Raw genomic sequence first — 15,220 nt, forward strand, 5'->3', positions numbered from 1 at the left:
CTGATTGCGGTGAAAATCGGCAAAAAAAGTCAGTTTTCAACCTGATTGCAGATTAAATCAGCAAACGCGTAATTTTCTGCAAATCAGGCTTTGACAACCACGGGGCACCCCGATAATATGCGCCTCGTTCACACGATTCCTCTGTAGTTCAGTCGGTAGAACGGCGGACTGTTAATCCGTATGTCACTGGTTCGAGTCCAGTCAGAGGAGCCAAATTTAAAAAGCCTGCTTTCGAGCAGGCTTTTTGCTTTCCTGCGTTCAGGAAAATCCCCGGCGTCGCGTGACCGGGGGCAGTATTTAGCGGAAAGGCGGTTCGTTAAAGGTCCGCAGCTTACGTGAATGCAGGCGATCGCCCTCTGCGCGCAGCAGATCAATGGCGCGAATGCCAATTTGCAGGTGTTCGGAAATTGCACCCTCATAGAAACGGTTGGCCTGACCGGGCAGCTTGATCTCGCCGTGCAGCGGCTTATCTGACACGCACAGCAGCGTGCCGTAGGGTACGCGGAAGCGATAACCCTGTGCGGCAATGGTTGCACTCTCCATATCAATAGCCACCGCGCGGCTGAGGTTGAAGCGCAGCGCGGAAGCCGAGTAGCGCAGCTCCCAGTTGCGGTCGTCGGTCGTCACGACCGTACCGGTACGCAGACGCTGTTTGACTTCTTCTCCCGGCATCCCGCTGACCTGCTTGGTGGCGTCGTACAGCGCGCGCTGTACTTCTGCAATGCTGGGGATCGGGATATCCGGCGGCAGCACGGCATTAAGGACATGGTCATCACGCAGATAGGCGTGCGCCAGCACATAATCGCCGATAGACTGGCTTTCACGCAGACCGCCACAGTGACCAATCATCAGCCAGACATCCGGGCGCAGCACTGCCAGGTGATCGCAGATGTTTTTGGCATTAGAAGGGCCTACGCCAATATTGATAAGCGTAATCCCCTGACCCTCTTTGGTCATCAGGTGCCAGGCCGGCATCTGATGTTTCTTCCACGCCAGGTCGGAGATCGCCTCTTCTGGCGCTTCGGTATCGGCGGTGATCCAGATCCCCCCGGCGCAGGAAAGGGAGACATATGGGCTGTCCGGGTCGAGGATCTGGCTACAGCCCCAGCGCACAAATTCATCGACGTAGCGGGTATAGTTGGTAAACAGCACAAACGGCTGGAAGTGCTCGACCGGCGTCCCGGTGTAGTGGCGCAGACGCGCCAGCGAGAAGTCTACGCGGCGGGCATCGAAGTGCGACAGCGGGTAAAACTCGGTGGCGTGGGTTAAGCCGTCCGCCGTTTCATCGCCAATCTGCGAGAGTTCAGTCGTCGGGAAAACGCGGGTCAGATCGGCGCTCATGGAGCGATCGAGATTCAGGCCGTCAATAACGTAAGGGTAGGGGATCTCATGCTGCGACAGGCCTACTTCGATATGCGCGTCGTAGTCTTCATACAGTAATGATAATTGCTCCAGCAGATAGCCGCGGAACAGCGCTGGATGAGTGATGGTTGTGGTGTAGCAGCCTGAGTGGGTAAATCGGCCGAAGGCGCGCGTTTTCTGCGCCTTGTGCGCGCAGCCGCTCCAGGAGACGGAAAGCTGAGGATAGACAAAAAGTCCGTTGGCCCGCGCCTCGGCGCTGGGCAGCGAGCGATGGTCAATAAACAGACGAATCGCGTCACGTAATGCACTTACCGATTGATCGTACAGCGACTGGAGTTTTTCCAGCGCCTGCTCTGGGGTCAGACTCACGCCCGTGTTACTCATCGTTCGCTCCTTGTGTCAGGTCTGCGGCTTTTCCCGATAGTATGTCAGCGGCTGATGAAACAAAAGCGCCAGGCCGCTCACTTATAACAACTGATTAACCTTTAACCATATTCCTGCCGTGAGAAGGCTTTTGCGGCGCGGCGGGGGAAAAAAGCTATAATTAACCGATATCTGCCGTGAATGAGGAAAGGGACATGGGACCTCGTAGAAAACGTTTATGCGCGCTGATGCTGCTGATGGCTAGCCAAAGCGTACTGGCTGTGACTTATCCATTGCCTCCGGAAGGGAGTCGCTTAGTGGGCAGCACGCTGCACATCACGGTACCGGCGGATAACCGCCTGCCGCTGGAATCCTTTGCTGCGCAGTATGGGCAGGGGCTGAGTAATATGCTGGAGGCCAATCCCGGCGTGGACGTATTCCTGCCGAAATCAGGCTCGACGCTGACGATCCCACAGCAGCTCATTTTGCCTGATACCGTGCGCCAGGGGATCGTGGTTAACGTTGCTGAAATGCGTCTCTATTACTACCCGCCGGGTAGTCATACCGTGGAGGTGCTACCGATTGGGATTGGCCAGGCCGGGCGAGAGACGCCGCGTAACTGGGTCACCGCCGTTGAGCGTAAGCAGGAAGCCCCAAGCTGGACTCCGACCGCCAACACCCGCCGTGAATATGCTAAACGCGGTGAAAGTCTGCCCGCGTTCGTTCCCGCCGGGCCCGATAACCCGATGGGGCTGTACGCGATTTATATTGGGCGGCTTTATGCCATTCATGGCACTAACGCGAATTTCGGGATCGGACTGCGCGTCAGTCAGGGCTGTATTCGCCTGCGCAACGACGATATTAAATACCTGTTTGACAATGTGCCGGTGGGGACGCGGGTGCAAATTATCGATCAGCCGGTGAAATATACCACCGAGCCGGACGGTAGCCGCTGGGTGGAGGCGCACGAGCCATTGTCGCGCAACCGCACAGAATTTGAATCCGATAACAAAGTTCCGTTGCCGATGACGCCTGCATTGCGTAGTTTTACCCAACAGGCAGGCGTGGACGTGAGCCGGGCACAGGCGGTTCTGGATCGACGCTCCGGGATGCCGGTGAATATCAGCGCTTCGCACGCCACGCTGTAACCCGTTTTGATGAAACGAAAAAGCCCGCCTGTTGCTCGCCAAAGCCCTTCACTGACCCGCATTGCTGCACTGCGGGTTTTTTTATTATGAGGAACGCCATGAAATACGTCATCGTTGGTAGCGGAAATATCAGCAATACCTACCTGCGTGCCGTGGAGCATATTGAGGGCTCCACCATTGTCGGCTGTATCTCTCGCCGCGGCAGAACGCCGCAGGCCGCGGGCGATCTACCGTGTTGGCCCGATCTGTCCGCCGTTGATCGTGACTATGACGCGGTCATCGTGGCGACGCCTAATGGCCTGCATCATCAGAGCGCAATCCAGGCTGCTGAGGCGGGAAAACACGTGCTGGTGGAGAAGCCTCTCGAGATAACCTTGTCCGCCGCCGATCGTATGATTGCCAGCGCCGAAGCAGCGGGCGTGGTGCTGGCCGTTGCGTATCAACGGCGGACGCGGCCCGATAACATGGCCCTCAAGGCGCTACTGGAAAGCGGGGCGTTGGGAAAACGTTATTCGGTGGATGTCTCGTGCCGCTTCTGGCGCGATCAGGCCTATTACGACAGCGCTGACTATCGCGGGGGATACGCGATCGATGGCGGGGGCGTGTTTATTCAGCAGGGCGCACACCATATCGATAACTATCTCTGGCTCTTCGGCATGCCTGTAAGCGTCACCAGCGAACTGGCGACCTTCGCGCATCAGATGGAAGCCGAGGATCACGGCGCGGCGATATTTCGCCACGCCGATGGCATGATCGGGACATTCGTCGCCTCCACCTGTGCACGTCCCGGCTTTTCTGCGCGCCTGGAGTTTTCCTGTGAAAAGGGTTCCTTCACCGTTACAGATGACCGCATCACCCAATGGTATATTGACGGCATTGATAACCCGAGTGAGGGCTTGCCGGAAACCCGTAGCGAAGGGGCGCACAGCGCCGTGGTCACCGATACCTTCGGTCACCAGGCTATCCTGCGCGATTTCGCCAACGCGGTGGTCAGCGGCGCGGCTCCGCTGTGCAGCGGCCGCGACGCGCGTCGGGCAACCGAGCTGGTGTTGCAGATTTATAAAAGGAGAGTGGAATGAGTGACGTGGTGAACTGGGGGGTACTGGGCTACGCCCGTATTGCCAAAAATTCGATTATTCCGGCGATTACCCGCGCGGAGAACGCGCGGCTGTATGGCGTCGCCTCGCGTAACCAGGCGGAACTTCCGACCGGTGAGTGGGCGCAGAACTACGGCGACTATGCCGCGCTGTTGGCGGACCCGGCCATTCAGGCCGTCTATATTCCTCTGCCCAATTCGCTGCATAAGGAGTGGGTTATTCGCGCGCTGGCGGCAGGTAAGCACGTGCTGTGCGAAAAACCGATTGGGCTGAATGCGGCGGAAGCGCAGGAGATGCAGCAGGCGGCGATACAGCATAATCGTTTGCTGATGGAAGCCTTTATGTATCAGTACACCGACCGCGTGCGGGTGATCAAACAGGTGCTGGAGAGCGGGGTACTGGGCGAGCTTCGCCATATTAACGTGTCGTTCCGTTTCCTGCTCGATCGCCCTAACACCATTAAGATGCAGCCAACGCTCGGCGGCGGCGCGCTGTACGATGTGGGCTGCTACCCGGTGAACTTTGTCGGCATGGTGACCGGGCGCTTGCCGACGCAGGTGCGAGCGCTGTGCGAAACCGAGCAGGGGGTGGACACCAATCTTTCGGCGCTTTTGCAGTATGATGACGGCCTGATTGCCAATATTCATTGCGGATTCAACGCTTTTGGTCGCAATTATGCGGAAATCATCGGCAGTAAAGGGATGCTGATCATCGATAAACCGTTCCTTGATGACGCCGGCGCGCTGCATCTGCATACCGCCGAAGGCGTACGCGAGCTGCCGGTTAGCGAGTCCGATCGCTATCAGGCAGAGATTCGCCATTTCTCCAGCGCAGTGCTCAATCAGCCATCGCGGTTGATTCCGCTGACGGAAACGGTGCGCAATATGCAGGTGCTGGATCAGATTCGCGCCGCGCTGTAGCCGAGGGTTGCCCGGTATGGTTTTATCGGGCAAACCGCCGTGAACACACAACGCACAAAATGACGCCGAGGGTGACCCAAAACATTTGCGGATTGACCGTCTCATGAATCAGCCCGGCGGAAAGCGCGAGGCCAAAAAAGGGTTGCAGTAGCTGTAGCTGCCCCACGGCGGCGATGCCCCCGGCCGCCAGCCCCTTGTACCATAAAATAAAACCTATCAACATGCTGAATAGCGACACGTAGCCCAGCGCCAGCCAGGTGGGCAGGGTGTAGGCTGCAAAGGTGGTGGGCCAGTAAATAAAGGTAGCAACCAGCATGAACGGCAGCGATAGCGTCAGCGACCAGCTGATCGCCTGCCAGCTACCCAGTTCGCGGGTTAAGGTTGCTCCTTCCGCGTAGCCAAGGCCACAGACCGCAACAGCGGCAAGCATCAACATATCTCCTGTGAATGACAGCGAAGCGCTTTGTGACAGGGCAAAACCGGCGACCAACAGGCTGCCGAACAGCGAAAATATCCAGAACGCCGCGCGAGGTCGCTCGCCGCCGCGCAGTACGCCAAAAATTGCCGTAGCCAGCGGCAGCAGCCCGATGAAGACAATCGAGTGGGCGGCGGTGATGTAGCGTAGCGCGAGCGCGGTAAGCAGCGGAAATCCGATGATCACCCCAAATGATACCGTCAGCAGGGGTATAATGTGCCCGGCGTTCGGGCGCGGCTGACGAAAGCTCTGAAGCAGCGTCACGGCCAGTAGTCCGGCGATAGAGGCGCGTAAAAAGGTGAGAAAGAACGGATCCATTTCCAGCACAGCCACCCGCGTTGCCGGCAGTGAGCCGCTAAAAATCATGACCCCGAGTAGGCCGTTGAACCACCCGGTGGTGATAGGTGTATTTCGCTTTTCAGTCTCCATCTCACGCCCCTTAGCGTTGTGTCATTGTGGCGGCGATGGTAGTTTTTCCTATCTGATACAATCAAATTATTGTCATGGATACATTGCATGAAGGCGCGCTATAAAACCCTTGTTGACGATTACGCGCGAGCGATCTGCAGCGGTCAACTGACGGCGGGAACCCGACTCCCCACGCATCGGCGGCTGGCCGCTGAACACCGTATTTCGCTGGCGACGGCAACCCGGGTTTATGCCGAGCTGGAGGGGATGGGGCTGGTCAGCGGTGAGACCGGGCGCGGTACCTTTGTGCGTGAGATTGCGTTGGCGGCTGGGCACGGCATCGATCAGCAGGCGATCGCGGCCGACGTGCTGGATCTTAACTTTAACTATCCATCGCTCCCCGGCCAGGGCGAGCAGCTGCGTGAAGGGCTACGGCAGCTTGCCGCCGAGGGGGATATTGAATCACATCTGCGCTACCAGCCGCATGCGGGTAGAGCGGCAGAGCGGGAGATTATCGCCCGGCATTTACGCGTCAGCGGTCTGGCAACGCAGCCGGAAAATGTGCTGATCGTCAACGGCGCTCAGCACGGGCTGGCCGTGGCGGTGATGGGGTTGCTGCGCCCTGGCGACGTGGTGGCGGTAGACGCGTTGACCTATCCCGGCTTCAAGGCGTTGGCCGCGCTGTACCAGCTTGAGCTGCTCGCTATCCCGACGCTGGACGAGGGGCCTGATTTTGACGCACTGGCCAGCCTGTGCCAGCGTCGTCATATTCGCGCTATTTATGCGATGCCGACGTTGCACAATCCGTTAGGGTGGGTGCTGAGCGCTCGCCAGCGGCAGCGTCTGGCGTCTATTGCCCGCGCGCACGATTTGCTGATCATTGAAGATGCTGCCTACGCCTATCTGGTGACCCAACCGCCGCGACCGCTGGCCTGTTATGCGCCGGAACGCACGGTCTACGTCAGCGGCTTTTCAAAAGATGTCGCGACCGGGCTGCGGGTTGGGGTAGTGGTATGCCCCGCCGCCTATCGGCAAGGGCTGGAACGCGCCATTCGTGCCACCGTATGGAACACGCCTTCGCTCATAACGGCGCTGATCTGTCGGTGGATCGAGAACGGTACCGTTGCGCGCCTGGCAACGCAGAAGCGGCGGGATGCGCGACTGCGCCAGCGTATTGCTCGCGAGTGCCTGGGGGCGTTACCGTCGGTGAGTCACCCGAATTCCTGGTATATCTGGATCCCACTGGCAGAAGAGGGGCGGGCGGACCGGGTGGCCAGGATGCTGATGGACAAGCAAATTTCAGTTTCAACCGCCGAACCGTTTTGCGTTTCAACGGCTATCCCGCAGGCAATTCGCGTGGCGTTAGGCTCGGTATCGATAGCGCAGCTGCGTGCCGCGATGATCGCGGTGCGTGAAACCATTGAATATGAACAGAGTCGGTGAAGGGAAAGTCGAAAAGCAAAAAGCCTGCTCGAAAGCAGGCTTTTTAAATTTGGCTCCTCTGACTGGACTCGAACCAGTGACATACGGATTAACAGTCCGCCGTTCTACCGACTGAACTACAGAGGAATCGTGTGAACGGGGCGCATATTATCGATGTCCTACCGGCTTGTCAAAGGGGGAAAAGCGTAAATCTGTTCGTTTGCTGACAATTTCAGCAATTGTGCGCCAATTGATTATTTTCGCCGCGCTTTGCACCGTGAAAGTGCAGATTTACCCCTTATGGGGCATACGGCAATCTTCTGACTGGGCGAAAAAAGGGCTTCAGCAATAGGTTTCACTGGGTTTAACACGTTTTTAAAAACTGGCAAGCATCTTGCAACTCCTCCGATTACTTAACGCCAGCGTGGCAGTGGATCTCGTACCGGAGGCAAAAATGAACTTAAGACGACTGAAATACTTCGTGAAAATCGTCGATATCGGCAGCCTGACTCAGGCGGCTGAAGTGTTGCATATCGCGCAGCCTGCGCTGAGCCAGCAGGTCGCGACCCTGGAGGGTGAACTCGATCAGCAGCTGTTGATTCGTACCAAGCGCGGCGTAACGCCGACGGAGGCCGGGAAGGTGCTGTATACCCATGCCCGTACCATTCTGCGCCAGTGTGAGCAGGCGCAGCTGGCGGTGAATAATGTCGGGCAGACTCTGAGCGGCACCGTGTCTATCGGCCTTGCGCCGGGCACGGCGGCTTCGTCAATCACCATGCCGTTGCTGCAGGCGGTGCGTAACGAACTGCCGGAGGTGCTGGTGTATCTGCATGAAAATAGCGGCACCGTGCTAAACGACAAGCTGCTCAATAGCCAGCTCGATATGGCGGTGCTGTACGATCGGGCACCGCTGGCCGGGATCGTGAGCCAGCCGCTGCTCAAAGAGGATCTTTATCTGGTCGGTACGCGCGACTGTCCGGGGCAGAGCGTAGACCTGACCGCCGTTGCGGAAATGAATCTGTTTTTACCCCGCGACTATAGCGCCGTGCGCGCTCGCGTCGATGAAGCATTTTCCCTGCGCCGACTGACGGCGAAAATCATTGGTGAGATTGAGTCGATTTCAACGCTGACTGCGGCGATTGCCAGCGGTATGGGCGTTACCGTGCTGCCGGAGTCAGCGGCGCGTTCACTGTGCAGCGCGGCAAATGGCTGGATGGCGCGGATCACCACGCCGTCGATGAGCCTGCCTCTGTCGCTGAACGTATCGGCTCGTGGGCAGCTGTCTCCGCAGGCGCAGGCGGTGAAGGAAATTCTGATGTCGCTGGTGAGTCGTCCGATGCTGGATAACCGTGAATTGCAGCTCGTTAGCTAAGCTTATATTCCATTCAGGTATATGTTGCTGGTTTTTATTATTTGTTTGTCGGTTCAACAGACTTTAACAATAGCGTCATATCTGACTGAATCGGGGTGACGCGTGAACTTCCAGCAACTTAAAATTATTCGCGAAGCGGCACGGCAGGATTACAACCTGACCGAAGTTGCCAATATGCTTTATACATCGCAGTCTGGCGTAAGCCGTCATATTCGCGAGCTTGAAGAAGAGTTAGGCATTGAAATCTTCATTCGTCGCGGCAAGCGTTTATTAGGCATGACCGAACCAGGCAAAGCCCTGCTGGTGATTGCTGAACGTATTCTGAATGAGGCCAGCAACGTGCGCCGTCTGGCCGATCTCTTTACCAATGATGCTTCCGGCGTGTTGACCATCGCCACCACCCATACCCAGGCACGTTATAGTCTGCCGCCGGTCATTAAAGCCTTCCGCGAAATTTTCCCCGACGTGCGCCTGGAGCTTATTCAGGGCACGCCGCAGGAGATCGATGCGCTGCTGCACAGCGGCGGTGCCGATATCGGCATCGCCAGCGAGCGGCTCAGCAACGACGCCACGCTGGTGGCCTTCCCGTGGTTCCGCTGGCATCACAGCCTGCTGGTTCCGACCGATCATCCGCTGACGCAGACCACGCCGCTGACGCTTGAGGCCATCGCCCGCTGGCCGCTGATTACCTACCGGCAGGGTATCACCGGGCGTTCGCGTATTGATGAGGCGTTTAATCGTAAAGGTCTGGCTCCCGATATCGTGCTGAGCGCGCAGGACTCTGACGTCATTAAAACATACGTCGAGCTGGGGCTGGGGATCGGTCTTGTGGCCGAGCAATCGGGCGATAGGCAGGAATCGGCCAACCTCGTGAGGCTGGATACGCACCATCTCTTCGATGCCAATACGGTCTGGCTGGGGCTCAAACGCGGGCAGCTGCAGCGCAATTATGTCTGGCGGTTTATTGAGCTGTGCAACGCCGGGCTATCGCTGGAAGAGATTAAGCGCCAGGCCATGGAGCTGGAAGAAACGGTGCTGGATTACCAGATTTAGCGCCACGGCGACGCGTTATTTCTGCTTGAGCGTCGTGCTGATAAAGTCGACTATTTCTGCCATCAGGCGCTTTGCAGAGTCCAGCGTGCCGTCCGGCGTGCCAAATGAGATAAGCAGTTCTTTACCGTTGAGCTTGATCTCCCGGTCCGCTTTATTTGCCGAGGGGAGAAAAGCGGGCTGAAGGGCATTGTCGATCAGCCATTGATGTACGCAAGGCAAATCGGCGTGGTCACGCACGTTGATTCTGCCATTGAGATAGTAGCGAATACGGCCCGTACGTTTATCAGGGTAATAGACCAGCGAAAGATAGGTTGAGCCCCAGCATTCAGGGTAGAGGTGAATCGCTTTATAGTCATAGCGCCAATTGTTAATGCTGTGCGCGATGTGCGTGTCTGGCAGCAGCGTCAACAGCGTATTCTTTGCCTCTTCTACCATCGCCGACTCGAAGTCATTGAGCAGGTTTTTGGCTCTCAGAAGTTGGACGAAATGCTCGTCTACGAAGGTCTGATTTTCATGGTTCATCGTCATGGTGCTATCGGCCCCGCTGAGGGTATGAAGGTGGTTGAGAAACTCAGTGTAGAAAATGTGCCATTTACTCAAGGGAAGCCCGGCAAGTTCATGACCGAGCCGGTTTCTGGCGGATGACAGCAGTTGCGAATAGCGCAGCAGAGGCCAGCGCTCAACCGGCTTACAGGGTAGGGCGTCTGGGGCAAGGATACAGCGATAGATTGTCTGGCTATTGTCTGCCAGATTCTGCAGATGACGCTCGTAGCTACAGAAGGGGTTATTAATCGCGGAGATAGTTTTGTGCTCGATACCGATAATAAAATCCTGATGATAGACCACGATATCAAGAAAATTACCTTCGGTTGTGCGCGCTTCACGGCTTACCGTCAGTGAGGTGACGTCCAGCTGGTCAATATCCGCCTCCACCTTCAGGCAGACCATCAGCGCCTTGAGAAGCCAGGGCGGAATATCTTCATGCATTCCCATAAACAGTGCCAGCAGGCTGGAAGTGGGGTTCTCGAAATAACCCGCGCCGCCGATGCTGAAAAAATTGTGCTCTTTGGCCTCTTCGGGCTTGAGCGCATCGAGCTGTTGAAAGAAAGCATCGGTTAAAATATCCATGCAATAACATCCTGATTGGACAGATTTTCTGGTAAGCCAGAATGTGATGTTACGCGTGTGGGGAAAGTGCGGAAAGATAAAAATTGATGCAGAAAGATGAAAAGCAAAAAGCCTGCTCGAAAGCAGGCTTTTTTAAATTTGGCTCCTCTGACTGGACTCGAACCAGTGACATACGGATTAACAGTCCGCCGTTCTACCGACTGAACTACAGAGGAATCGTGTGAACGAGGCGCATAGTACTGGGCACGGATAATTGTGTCAACACTAAATTTAACTCGCTGATTCAATTGGCTGAATTTAGCGCAGACTGCCGTTTTAGTGTACTACAGGCTGATTTTCATCCTGCTGGCCGTTATCGCGCAACCGCTGCAGGGGGTCCTGACGGTAGAACGTGCAGAAACGCTGCCATAGCGCCGGAAAGCGTGGGGCGAAAAGTTCAGGGGCGCTGAAAAAGTATTCAGACAGCACCGCGAAGCATTCCGCCGGGTCGGTGGCGGCGTAGGCATCGATGCTGGCCGCGTTTTCCCCGACCAGATCGATCTCATCCTGGATGTTGTTCATCGCGGCGTGCAGGTCGTGCTCCCAGCCGGCCACTTCGCGCAGTGGGATAAACGGCACGCCGCTGGCGCGATCGCCGTTGCGGGTATCGAGCTTATGCGCCACTTCGTGAACGATCAGGTTAAAGCCGGAAGCGTCAAATGAGTCCTGAATATCAAGCCAGTTGAGCACAATTGGCCCCTGCTGCCAGCTCTGGCCAGATTGCACCACCCTTTGACTATGGACCAGGCCAATATCGTCTTCCCATTCGTCGTCAACCACGAATGGGGCAGGGTAGATAAGAATTTCATGGAAGCCGTCGAGCCACTCCAGCCCAAGCTCCATAACGGGCAGACAGAACAGCAGCGCGATGCGCGCTTCGGTAACGGGCTCTACGCTGAGGCCCTGTAAAAAGACCATCCGCTTTTGCTGTAAAAAGCGATCGGCAAGCTGAACCAGCTTCACCTGTTCGTCGGCGGACAGATTAGCTAACAGAGGAATCGCCAGGGCCTGCGCCCACGGCATGTCTGCTTTTTCGGCTGTGTCACTCGCTTTCCAGGGCCATTTAATCATCGTTTTGCTCGTAAACTCGTCACTTGAACGCAATTGAAGAGACTGGGTCTGTTAAAATGCCAAAATACCTGGCATGATGGCAACCACAAAACGGAGAGATGCCGGAGCGGCTGAACGGACTAGTCTCGAAAACTAGAGTAGGGGCAACTCTACCGGGGGTTCAAATCCCCCTCTCTCCGCCACTATTCAAGCACTTACACCATTCTGTTTCAACGACCAGCATCACACTTGGCATAGAGTGGGTCTGGATGCTTACCCCTTTTTTCACTATCAATCTACTCTGAATCCTGCCAATCGTCGCGTCATCCCTTTGCCTCAAGATGCGTTTAACCCGCTCGTCGATTATGCTGGCATCGCGTGCAGCGCGGTATTTCTTTGCTAAGATTTTTTAGCCGCTGCTTTCCGTGATACAGAGGCCATCATACGAAATGTGTAAAAAACAACCAATGGTCGGGTGAGGCAACATGAAGTACGTCATTCTGCTGATAATTATAGTTTCTGTACTGTACGTGCATCTCAGAGGGAAGGTTCGTTTTCGTTTCTGGCGTCAGCTTTCTGATCACTCCACTTTCACCGCGCCGTTGAACGGTTTTATGTATCTTTTTTCCCGTGTGCCTAACCAGCCGTATCTGCGCCCCGATGCCTTTCCCGAGCTCGCGGTGCTGAAACAGCACTGGCAGGTCATTCGTGATGAAGGGCTGCACCTGCAAAATCTTGAGCAGATTAAAGCGGCGGAAAAATACAATGACGCGGGCTTTAATTCGTTTTTTAAAACCGGCTGGAAGCGTTTTTACCTGAAGTGGTATGAAGAGGCGCATCCCTCGGCCAGCGCCCTGTGCCCGAAAACGACCGAACTGCTGCGCGGTATTCCTTCCGTGAAGGCGGCGATGTTCGCCACGCTACCTGATGGCAGCCGGCTGCCGCGCCACCGTGACCCGTATGCCGGATCGTTGCGTTTCCATCTTGGGCTGTTAACGCCTAACGATGATCGCTGCTTTATTGAGGTTGATGGGGAACGTTACAGCTGGCGAGATGGAGAGGGTGTGCTGTTTGATGAAACCTATATTCACTATGCGGAAAATACCAGTGGTGAGAATCGCCTGATCCTGTTTTGCGATATCGAGCGGCCGATGCGCTACGGGTGGGCGCAGAAGGTGAACCATTGGCTGGGGCGCAACCTGATGAGCGCGGCCGCCGCGCCGAATGACACCGGCGACCGTATTGGCGGTATTAACCGCAGTTTTCGCTATATTTATCAGATCCGAATTGTTGGTAAACGGCTGAAAAAATGGAATAAAACGGTCTACTATATCGTGAAATGGCTGCTGTTCGGCGGCATTGCGTTACTTATCTGGCGCGCGCTTTAAGCATTTCGCGCGCCTGAACTGGCGCGTATCACCAGCGACACCGGCAGCAGCACGCTTGCCTCCTTGCGCTCGGCCAGCAGCACGTTAAGCGCTTCGCGGCCGAGCTGCTGCTTGTCGACGGCCACCGTGGTGAGCGGCGGCTGCGACCAGGCGGCAGGTTCAATATCATCAAACCCCACCAGCGCGACGTCTTCCGGCACCCGCAGACCGCGTTCGGCGCAAACCCGAAGGACCAGCAGCGCAGTGGCATCGTTGTAGGCGAAAATGGCGTCCGGCGGCTCGGCAAGATCGAACAGTCCGTTTATGGCGCATACCAGTGCCTGCTCGGTATCAAGCTGCGGAAGGGCGATGGCTTCGTACTCCGGCGGCATGAGACGACGGGCTTCGTACAGCGCCTGGCGATAGCCTTGCTCGCGCTGGCGAATGCTGTAGTGGGCGAGCGTGCTGGCAAGGAATGCAATGCGCTGACGCCCTTGTGCCAACAGATGACGAGTAGCGAGATAGCCGCCCTGTACATTGTCCGGATTGATGCAGGGGAGGCCAGGAGACCACAGATCGACCAATACCAGCGGCAGTTTCAGCTGTTCCAGCATCGCCAGCAGCTCAGGCTCAAAAAAACCGGCGCAGATCATCGCGTCGGGCTGATGGCGCAGAACCTGCTCGGCCAGCGGGTCGCCGGGGCCGGTGGCGAGGAAGCTGAGGGCAATGTCCTGTTCGCGGCATTGCGCTTCAAGGCTCAGAAACAGCGGCGAGTAGAACGGCAGAGCGCGGCTGATGTTGTGCTGACGGTGCAGTAAAAACAGCACACGTTTGATTTTGTCGCTGCGTAAACGCGAGAAATCATACCCGTGCTGCTCGGCAGCGGCGATGATCCGCTGCCGGGTCTCTTCCCGCAGGCCTGGCTGACCTTTCAACGCCCGGGACACCGCCCCGGGGGAAACTCCGCACGCGGCGGCGATATCGCGAATTCTGACTGCTTTAGCCATCTGTCTCCCAACGTTATTTAGTGCGGCTGCGCTCCGAGCCAGGCTGCACCGCGTACGCCGCTGCTGTCGCCGTGGCGCGCCTGAACGACAGGGGTACAGCACTGTTTGCCAAATACGTATTGCGCAATGCGTTCCTGCAAGCCCGTATACAGCTGCGGAATATTGGACACTCCACCGCCAAGGACAATGGCATCCGGGTCAAGCGTGTTCACGATCCCCGCCAGCGAGCGCGCCACCTGATCCTGATAGCGATCCCACAGCTGACCAATCGCCGTATTTCCAGCATTCATCTGAGAAATAATATCCGGCACTTTATCATGTTTACTAAATTTCTGAAAATACTGTCGCTGCAGGCCGCTACCGGAAATGAAACTCTCGATACAGTTGGTTTGCCCGCAGTAGCAAACGTCGCTGGCACCGTCTTTTTGCGGCTGGTAGTGTGGCAGGACGTTGTGCCCCCATTCGCCCGCGCAGGCGTTTGGCCCGCTAATAAGGCGGCCGTCAACGCACAGCCCGCCGCCGCAGCCGGTGCCTAAGATCACGCCGAAGACCACACCATAGCCTTTGCCCGCGCCGTCGATTGCTTCAGAGAGGGTAAAGCAGTTGGCGTCATTGGTGACGGCGACCGGCATCTCAAGACGCTGCGTCAGGTGCTGCACAAACGGCTGCTGGTTGAGCACCAGAATATTTGAGTTTTTGATAAGCCCATCGCGGCCTGCTGCGCCAGGTATTCCCAGCCCGACGGTAAGCGGTTGCCGTGCGTTGGCCTGCGCATCGTGAACGGCGGTTATTACCGCCTGTAAGAATTCCTCGTAATGCTGCTTTGGCGTCGCGTAACGCTGGCGGTATATGGCTTCGCCGTGCTCGTCCAGTATCACCGCCTCAATTTTTGTACCGCCAATATCCAGCCCTAGTCTCATGTTGATTCCCCGTCATCGGTTGAAATGAATATGGGGCACAGTGTAGATATTTTGTTTACTATACAAAAGTGATGAGATCGCATTTTTCA

The 15,220-nt window shown here is 56.5% G+C and carries 13 protein-coding genes and 4 tRNA genes; 9 read left to right on the forward strand and 8 right to left on the reverse strand.

Annotated elements, in window-relative coordinates; genetic code table 11:
* The first annotated feature begins 137 nt into the window (after window positions 1-137).
* A tRNA-Asn gene (locus H7R56_RS09075) sits at window positions 138-213 on the forward strand.
* 84 nt (window positions 214-297) lie between these two features.
* Here H7R56_RS09075 and H7R56_RS09080 read toward each other — a convergent pair.
* The gene (locus tag H7R56_RS09080) at window positions 298-1,746 is read right to left on the reverse strand and encodes an AMP nucleosidase (protein ID WP_106930009.1); all 1,449 of its coding nucleotides are present in this window, start codon (window positions 1,744-1,746) and stop codon (window positions 298-300) included.
* Window positions 1,747-1,940: 194 nt separating this feature from the next.
* Between H7R56_RS09080 and ldtA the strand changes: the two genes are divergently transcribed.
* From ldtA to H7R56_RS09095, 3 genes are all read left to right on the forward strand, one after another.
* On the forward strand, window positions 1,941-2,873 hold the full coding sequence (gene ldtA, locus H7R56_RS09085; protein WP_106930010.1) for a L,D-transpeptidase: 933 nt from the start codon (window positions 1,941-1,943) through the stop codon (window positions 2,871-2,873).
* A gap of 98 nt (window positions 2,874-2,971) precedes the next feature.
* The gene (locus H7R56_RS09090) at window positions 2,972-3,952 is read left to right on the forward strand and encodes a Gfo/Idh/MocA family protein (RefSeq protein WP_181358040.1); all 981 of its coding nucleotides are present in this window, start codon (window positions 2,972-2,974) and stop codon (window positions 3,950-3,952) included.
* On the forward strand, window positions 3,949-4,890 hold the full coding sequence (locus H7R56_RS09095) for a Gfo/Idh/MocA family protein (protein WP_106930014.1): 942 nt from the start codon (window positions 3,949-3,951) through the stop codon (window positions 4,888-4,890). Before H7R56_RS09090 ends, H7R56_RS09095 begins: the two co-directional genes overlap by 4 nt.
* A 22-nt stretch (window positions 4,891-4,912) precedes the next feature.
* Here H7R56_RS09095 and H7R56_RS09100 read toward each other — a convergent pair whose 3' ends face one another.
* The gene (locus H7R56_RS09100) at window positions 4,913-5,794 is read right to left on the reverse strand and encodes a DMT family transporter (protein ID WP_106930016.1); all 882 of its coding nucleotides are present in this window, start codon (window positions 5,792-5,794) and stop codon (window positions 4,913-4,915) included.
* Between the two features lie 87 nt (window positions 5,795-5,881).
* Between H7R56_RS09100 and H7R56_RS09105 the strand changes: the two genes are divergently transcribed.
* Complete coding sequence (locus H7R56_RS09105; RefSeq protein WP_106930018.1) at window positions 5,882-7,216, forward strand: aminotransferase-like domain-containing protein; 1,335 nt, start codon at window positions 5,882-5,884, stop codon at window positions 7,214-7,216.
* A 50-nt stretch (window positions 7,217-7,266) separates the two neighbouring features.
* Here H7R56_RS09105 and H7R56_RS09110 read toward each other — a convergent pair.
* Window positions 7,267-7,342, reverse strand: a tRNA-Asn gene (locus H7R56_RS09110).
* Window positions 7,343-7,649: 307 nt separating this feature from the next.
* On the opposite strand from H7R56_RS09110, the gene nac reads away from it, so the two are divergent.
* Together nac and cbl are read left to right on the forward strand one after the other, a co-directional pair.
* Window positions 7,650-8,567 carry a nitrogen assimilation transcriptional regulator NAC gene (nac, locus tag H7R56_RS09115; RefSeq protein ID WP_106930007.1) on the forward strand — a complete coding sequence of 306 codons (918 nt, stop codon included), beginning with the start codon at window positions 7,650-7,652 and terminating at the stop codon, window positions 8,565-8,567.
* Window positions 8,568-8,669: 102 nt separating this feature from the next.
* Complete coding sequence (cbl, locus tag H7R56_RS09120) at window positions 8,670-9,620, forward strand: HTH-type transcriptional regulator Cbl (RefSeq protein WP_106930005.1); 951 nt, start codon at window positions 8,670-8,672, stop codon at window positions 9,618-9,620.
* A gap of 15 nt (window positions 9,621-9,635) precedes the next feature.
* On the opposite strand, the gene H7R56_RS09125 is transcribed toward cbl, so the two are convergent.
* The 3 genes from H7R56_RS09125 to mtfA all read right to left on the reverse strand — a co-directional run bounded on the left by H7R56_RS09125 (window position 9,636) and on the right by mtfA (window position 11,858).
* Window positions 9,636-10,748, reverse strand: coding sequence for a PD-(D/E)XK nuclease family protein (locus H7R56_RS09125; protein WP_106930003.1), 1,113 nt, complete (start codon window positions 10,746-10,748; stop codon window positions 9,636-9,638).
* Between the two features lie 139 nt (window positions 10,749-10,887).
* Window positions 10,888-10,963: transfer RNA gene (locus H7R56_RS09130), tRNA-Asn, on the reverse strand.
* A gap of 100 nt (window positions 10,964-11,063) precedes the next feature.
* Entirely contained in the window at window positions 11,064-11,858 is a 795-nt protein-coding gene (gene mtfA / locus H7R56_RS09135; RefSeq protein WP_106930001.1) for a DgsA anti-repressor MtfA, read from the reverse strand.
* Between the two features lie 92 nt (window positions 11,859-11,950).
* Here mtfA and H7R56_RS09140 point away from each other — a divergent pair.
* Window positions 11,951-12,040 (forward strand) — tRNA-Ser (locus H7R56_RS09140).
* Between the two features lie 282 nt (window positions 12,041-12,322).
* Entirely contained in the window at window positions 12,323-13,225 is a 903-nt protein-coding gene (gene lpxO, locus H7R56_RS09145; RefSeq protein WP_106929999.1) for a lipid A hydroxylase LpxO, read from the forward strand.
* Here the strand turns inward: lpxO and H7R56_RS09150 are convergent.
* Both H7R56_RS09150 and H7R56_RS09155 read right to left on the reverse strand, forming a co-directional pair.
* Window positions 13,222-14,211: a LacI family DNA-binding transcriptional regulator gene (locus tag H7R56_RS09150; RefSeq protein ID WP_106929997.1), complete on the reverse strand. Its 990-nt coding sequence runs from the start codon at window positions 14,209-14,211 to the stop codon at window positions 13,222-13,224. The two genes, lpxO and H7R56_RS09150, sit on opposite strands and share 4 nt — an antisense overlap.
* Before the next feature lie 17 nt (window positions 14,212-14,228).
* A complete protein-coding gene (locus tag H7R56_RS09155) occupies window positions 14,229-15,131 on the reverse strand; it encodes an ROK family protein (protein WP_106929995.1) in 903 nt (300 codons plus the stop codon).
* Between the last annotated feature and the right edge of the window lie 89 nt (window positions 15,132-15,220).

Origin of the sequence: Klebsiella sp. WP3-W18-ESBL-02 (assembly GCF_014168815.1) — a bacterium.
Classification (GTDB): Bacteria; Pseudomonadota; Gammaproteobacteria; order Enterobacterales; family Enterobacteriaceae; genus Kluyvera; species Kluyvera ascorbata_B.

What these genes read in the sequence shown, in the direction of transcription:
- lpxO (WP_106929999.1), top strand. Translation starts at nt 12,323, where the DNA reads ATGAAGTACGTCATTCTGCTGATAATTATAGTTTCTGTACTGTACGTG.
- H7R56_RS09125 (WP_106930003.1), bottom strand. Translation starts at nt 10,748, where the DNA reads ATGGATATTTTAACCGATGCTTTCTTTCAACAGCTCGATGCGCTCAAG.
- mtfA (WP_106930001.1), bottom strand. Translation starts at nt 11,858, where the DNA reads ATGATTAAATGGCCCTGGAAAGCGAGTGACACAGCCGAAAAAGCAGAC.
- H7R56_RS09100 (WP_106930016.1), bottom strand. Translation starts at nt 5,794, where the DNA reads ATGGAGACTGAAAAGCGAAATACACCTATCACCACCGGGTGGTTCAAC.
- H7R56_RS09090 (WP_181358040.1), top strand. Translation starts at nt 2,972, where the DNA reads ATGAAATACGTCATCGTTGGTAGCGGAAATATCAGCAATACCTACCTG.
- ldtA (WP_106930010.1), top strand. Translation starts at nt 1,941, where the DNA reads ATGGGACCTCGTAGAAAACGTTTATGCGCGCTGATGCTGCTGATGGCT.
- H7R56_RS09155 (WP_106929995.1), bottom strand. Translation starts at nt 15,131, where the DNA reads ATGAGACTAGGGCTGGATATTGGCGGTACAAAAATTGAGGCGGTGATA.
- nac (WP_106930007.1), top strand. Translation starts at nt 7,650, where the DNA reads ATGAACTTAAGACGACTGAAATACTTCGTGAAAATCGTCGATATCGGC.
- H7R56_RS09105 (WP_106930018.1), top strand. Translation starts at nt 5,882, where the DNA reads ATGAAGGCGCGCTATAAAACCCTTGTTGACGATTACGCGCGAGCGATC.
- H7R56_RS09150 (WP_106929997.1), bottom strand. Translation starts at nt 14,211, where the DNA reads ATGGCTAAAGCAGTCAGAATTCGCGATATCGCCGCCGCGTGCGGAGTT.
- H7R56_RS09095 (WP_106930014.1), top strand. Translation starts at nt 3,949, where the DNA reads ATGAGTGACGTGGTGAACTGGGGGGTACTGGGCTACGCCCGTATTGCC.
- H7R56_RS09080 (WP_106930009.1), bottom strand. Translation starts at nt 1,746, where the DNA reads ATGAGTAACACGGGCGTGAGTCTGACCCCAGAGCAGGCGCTGGAAAAA.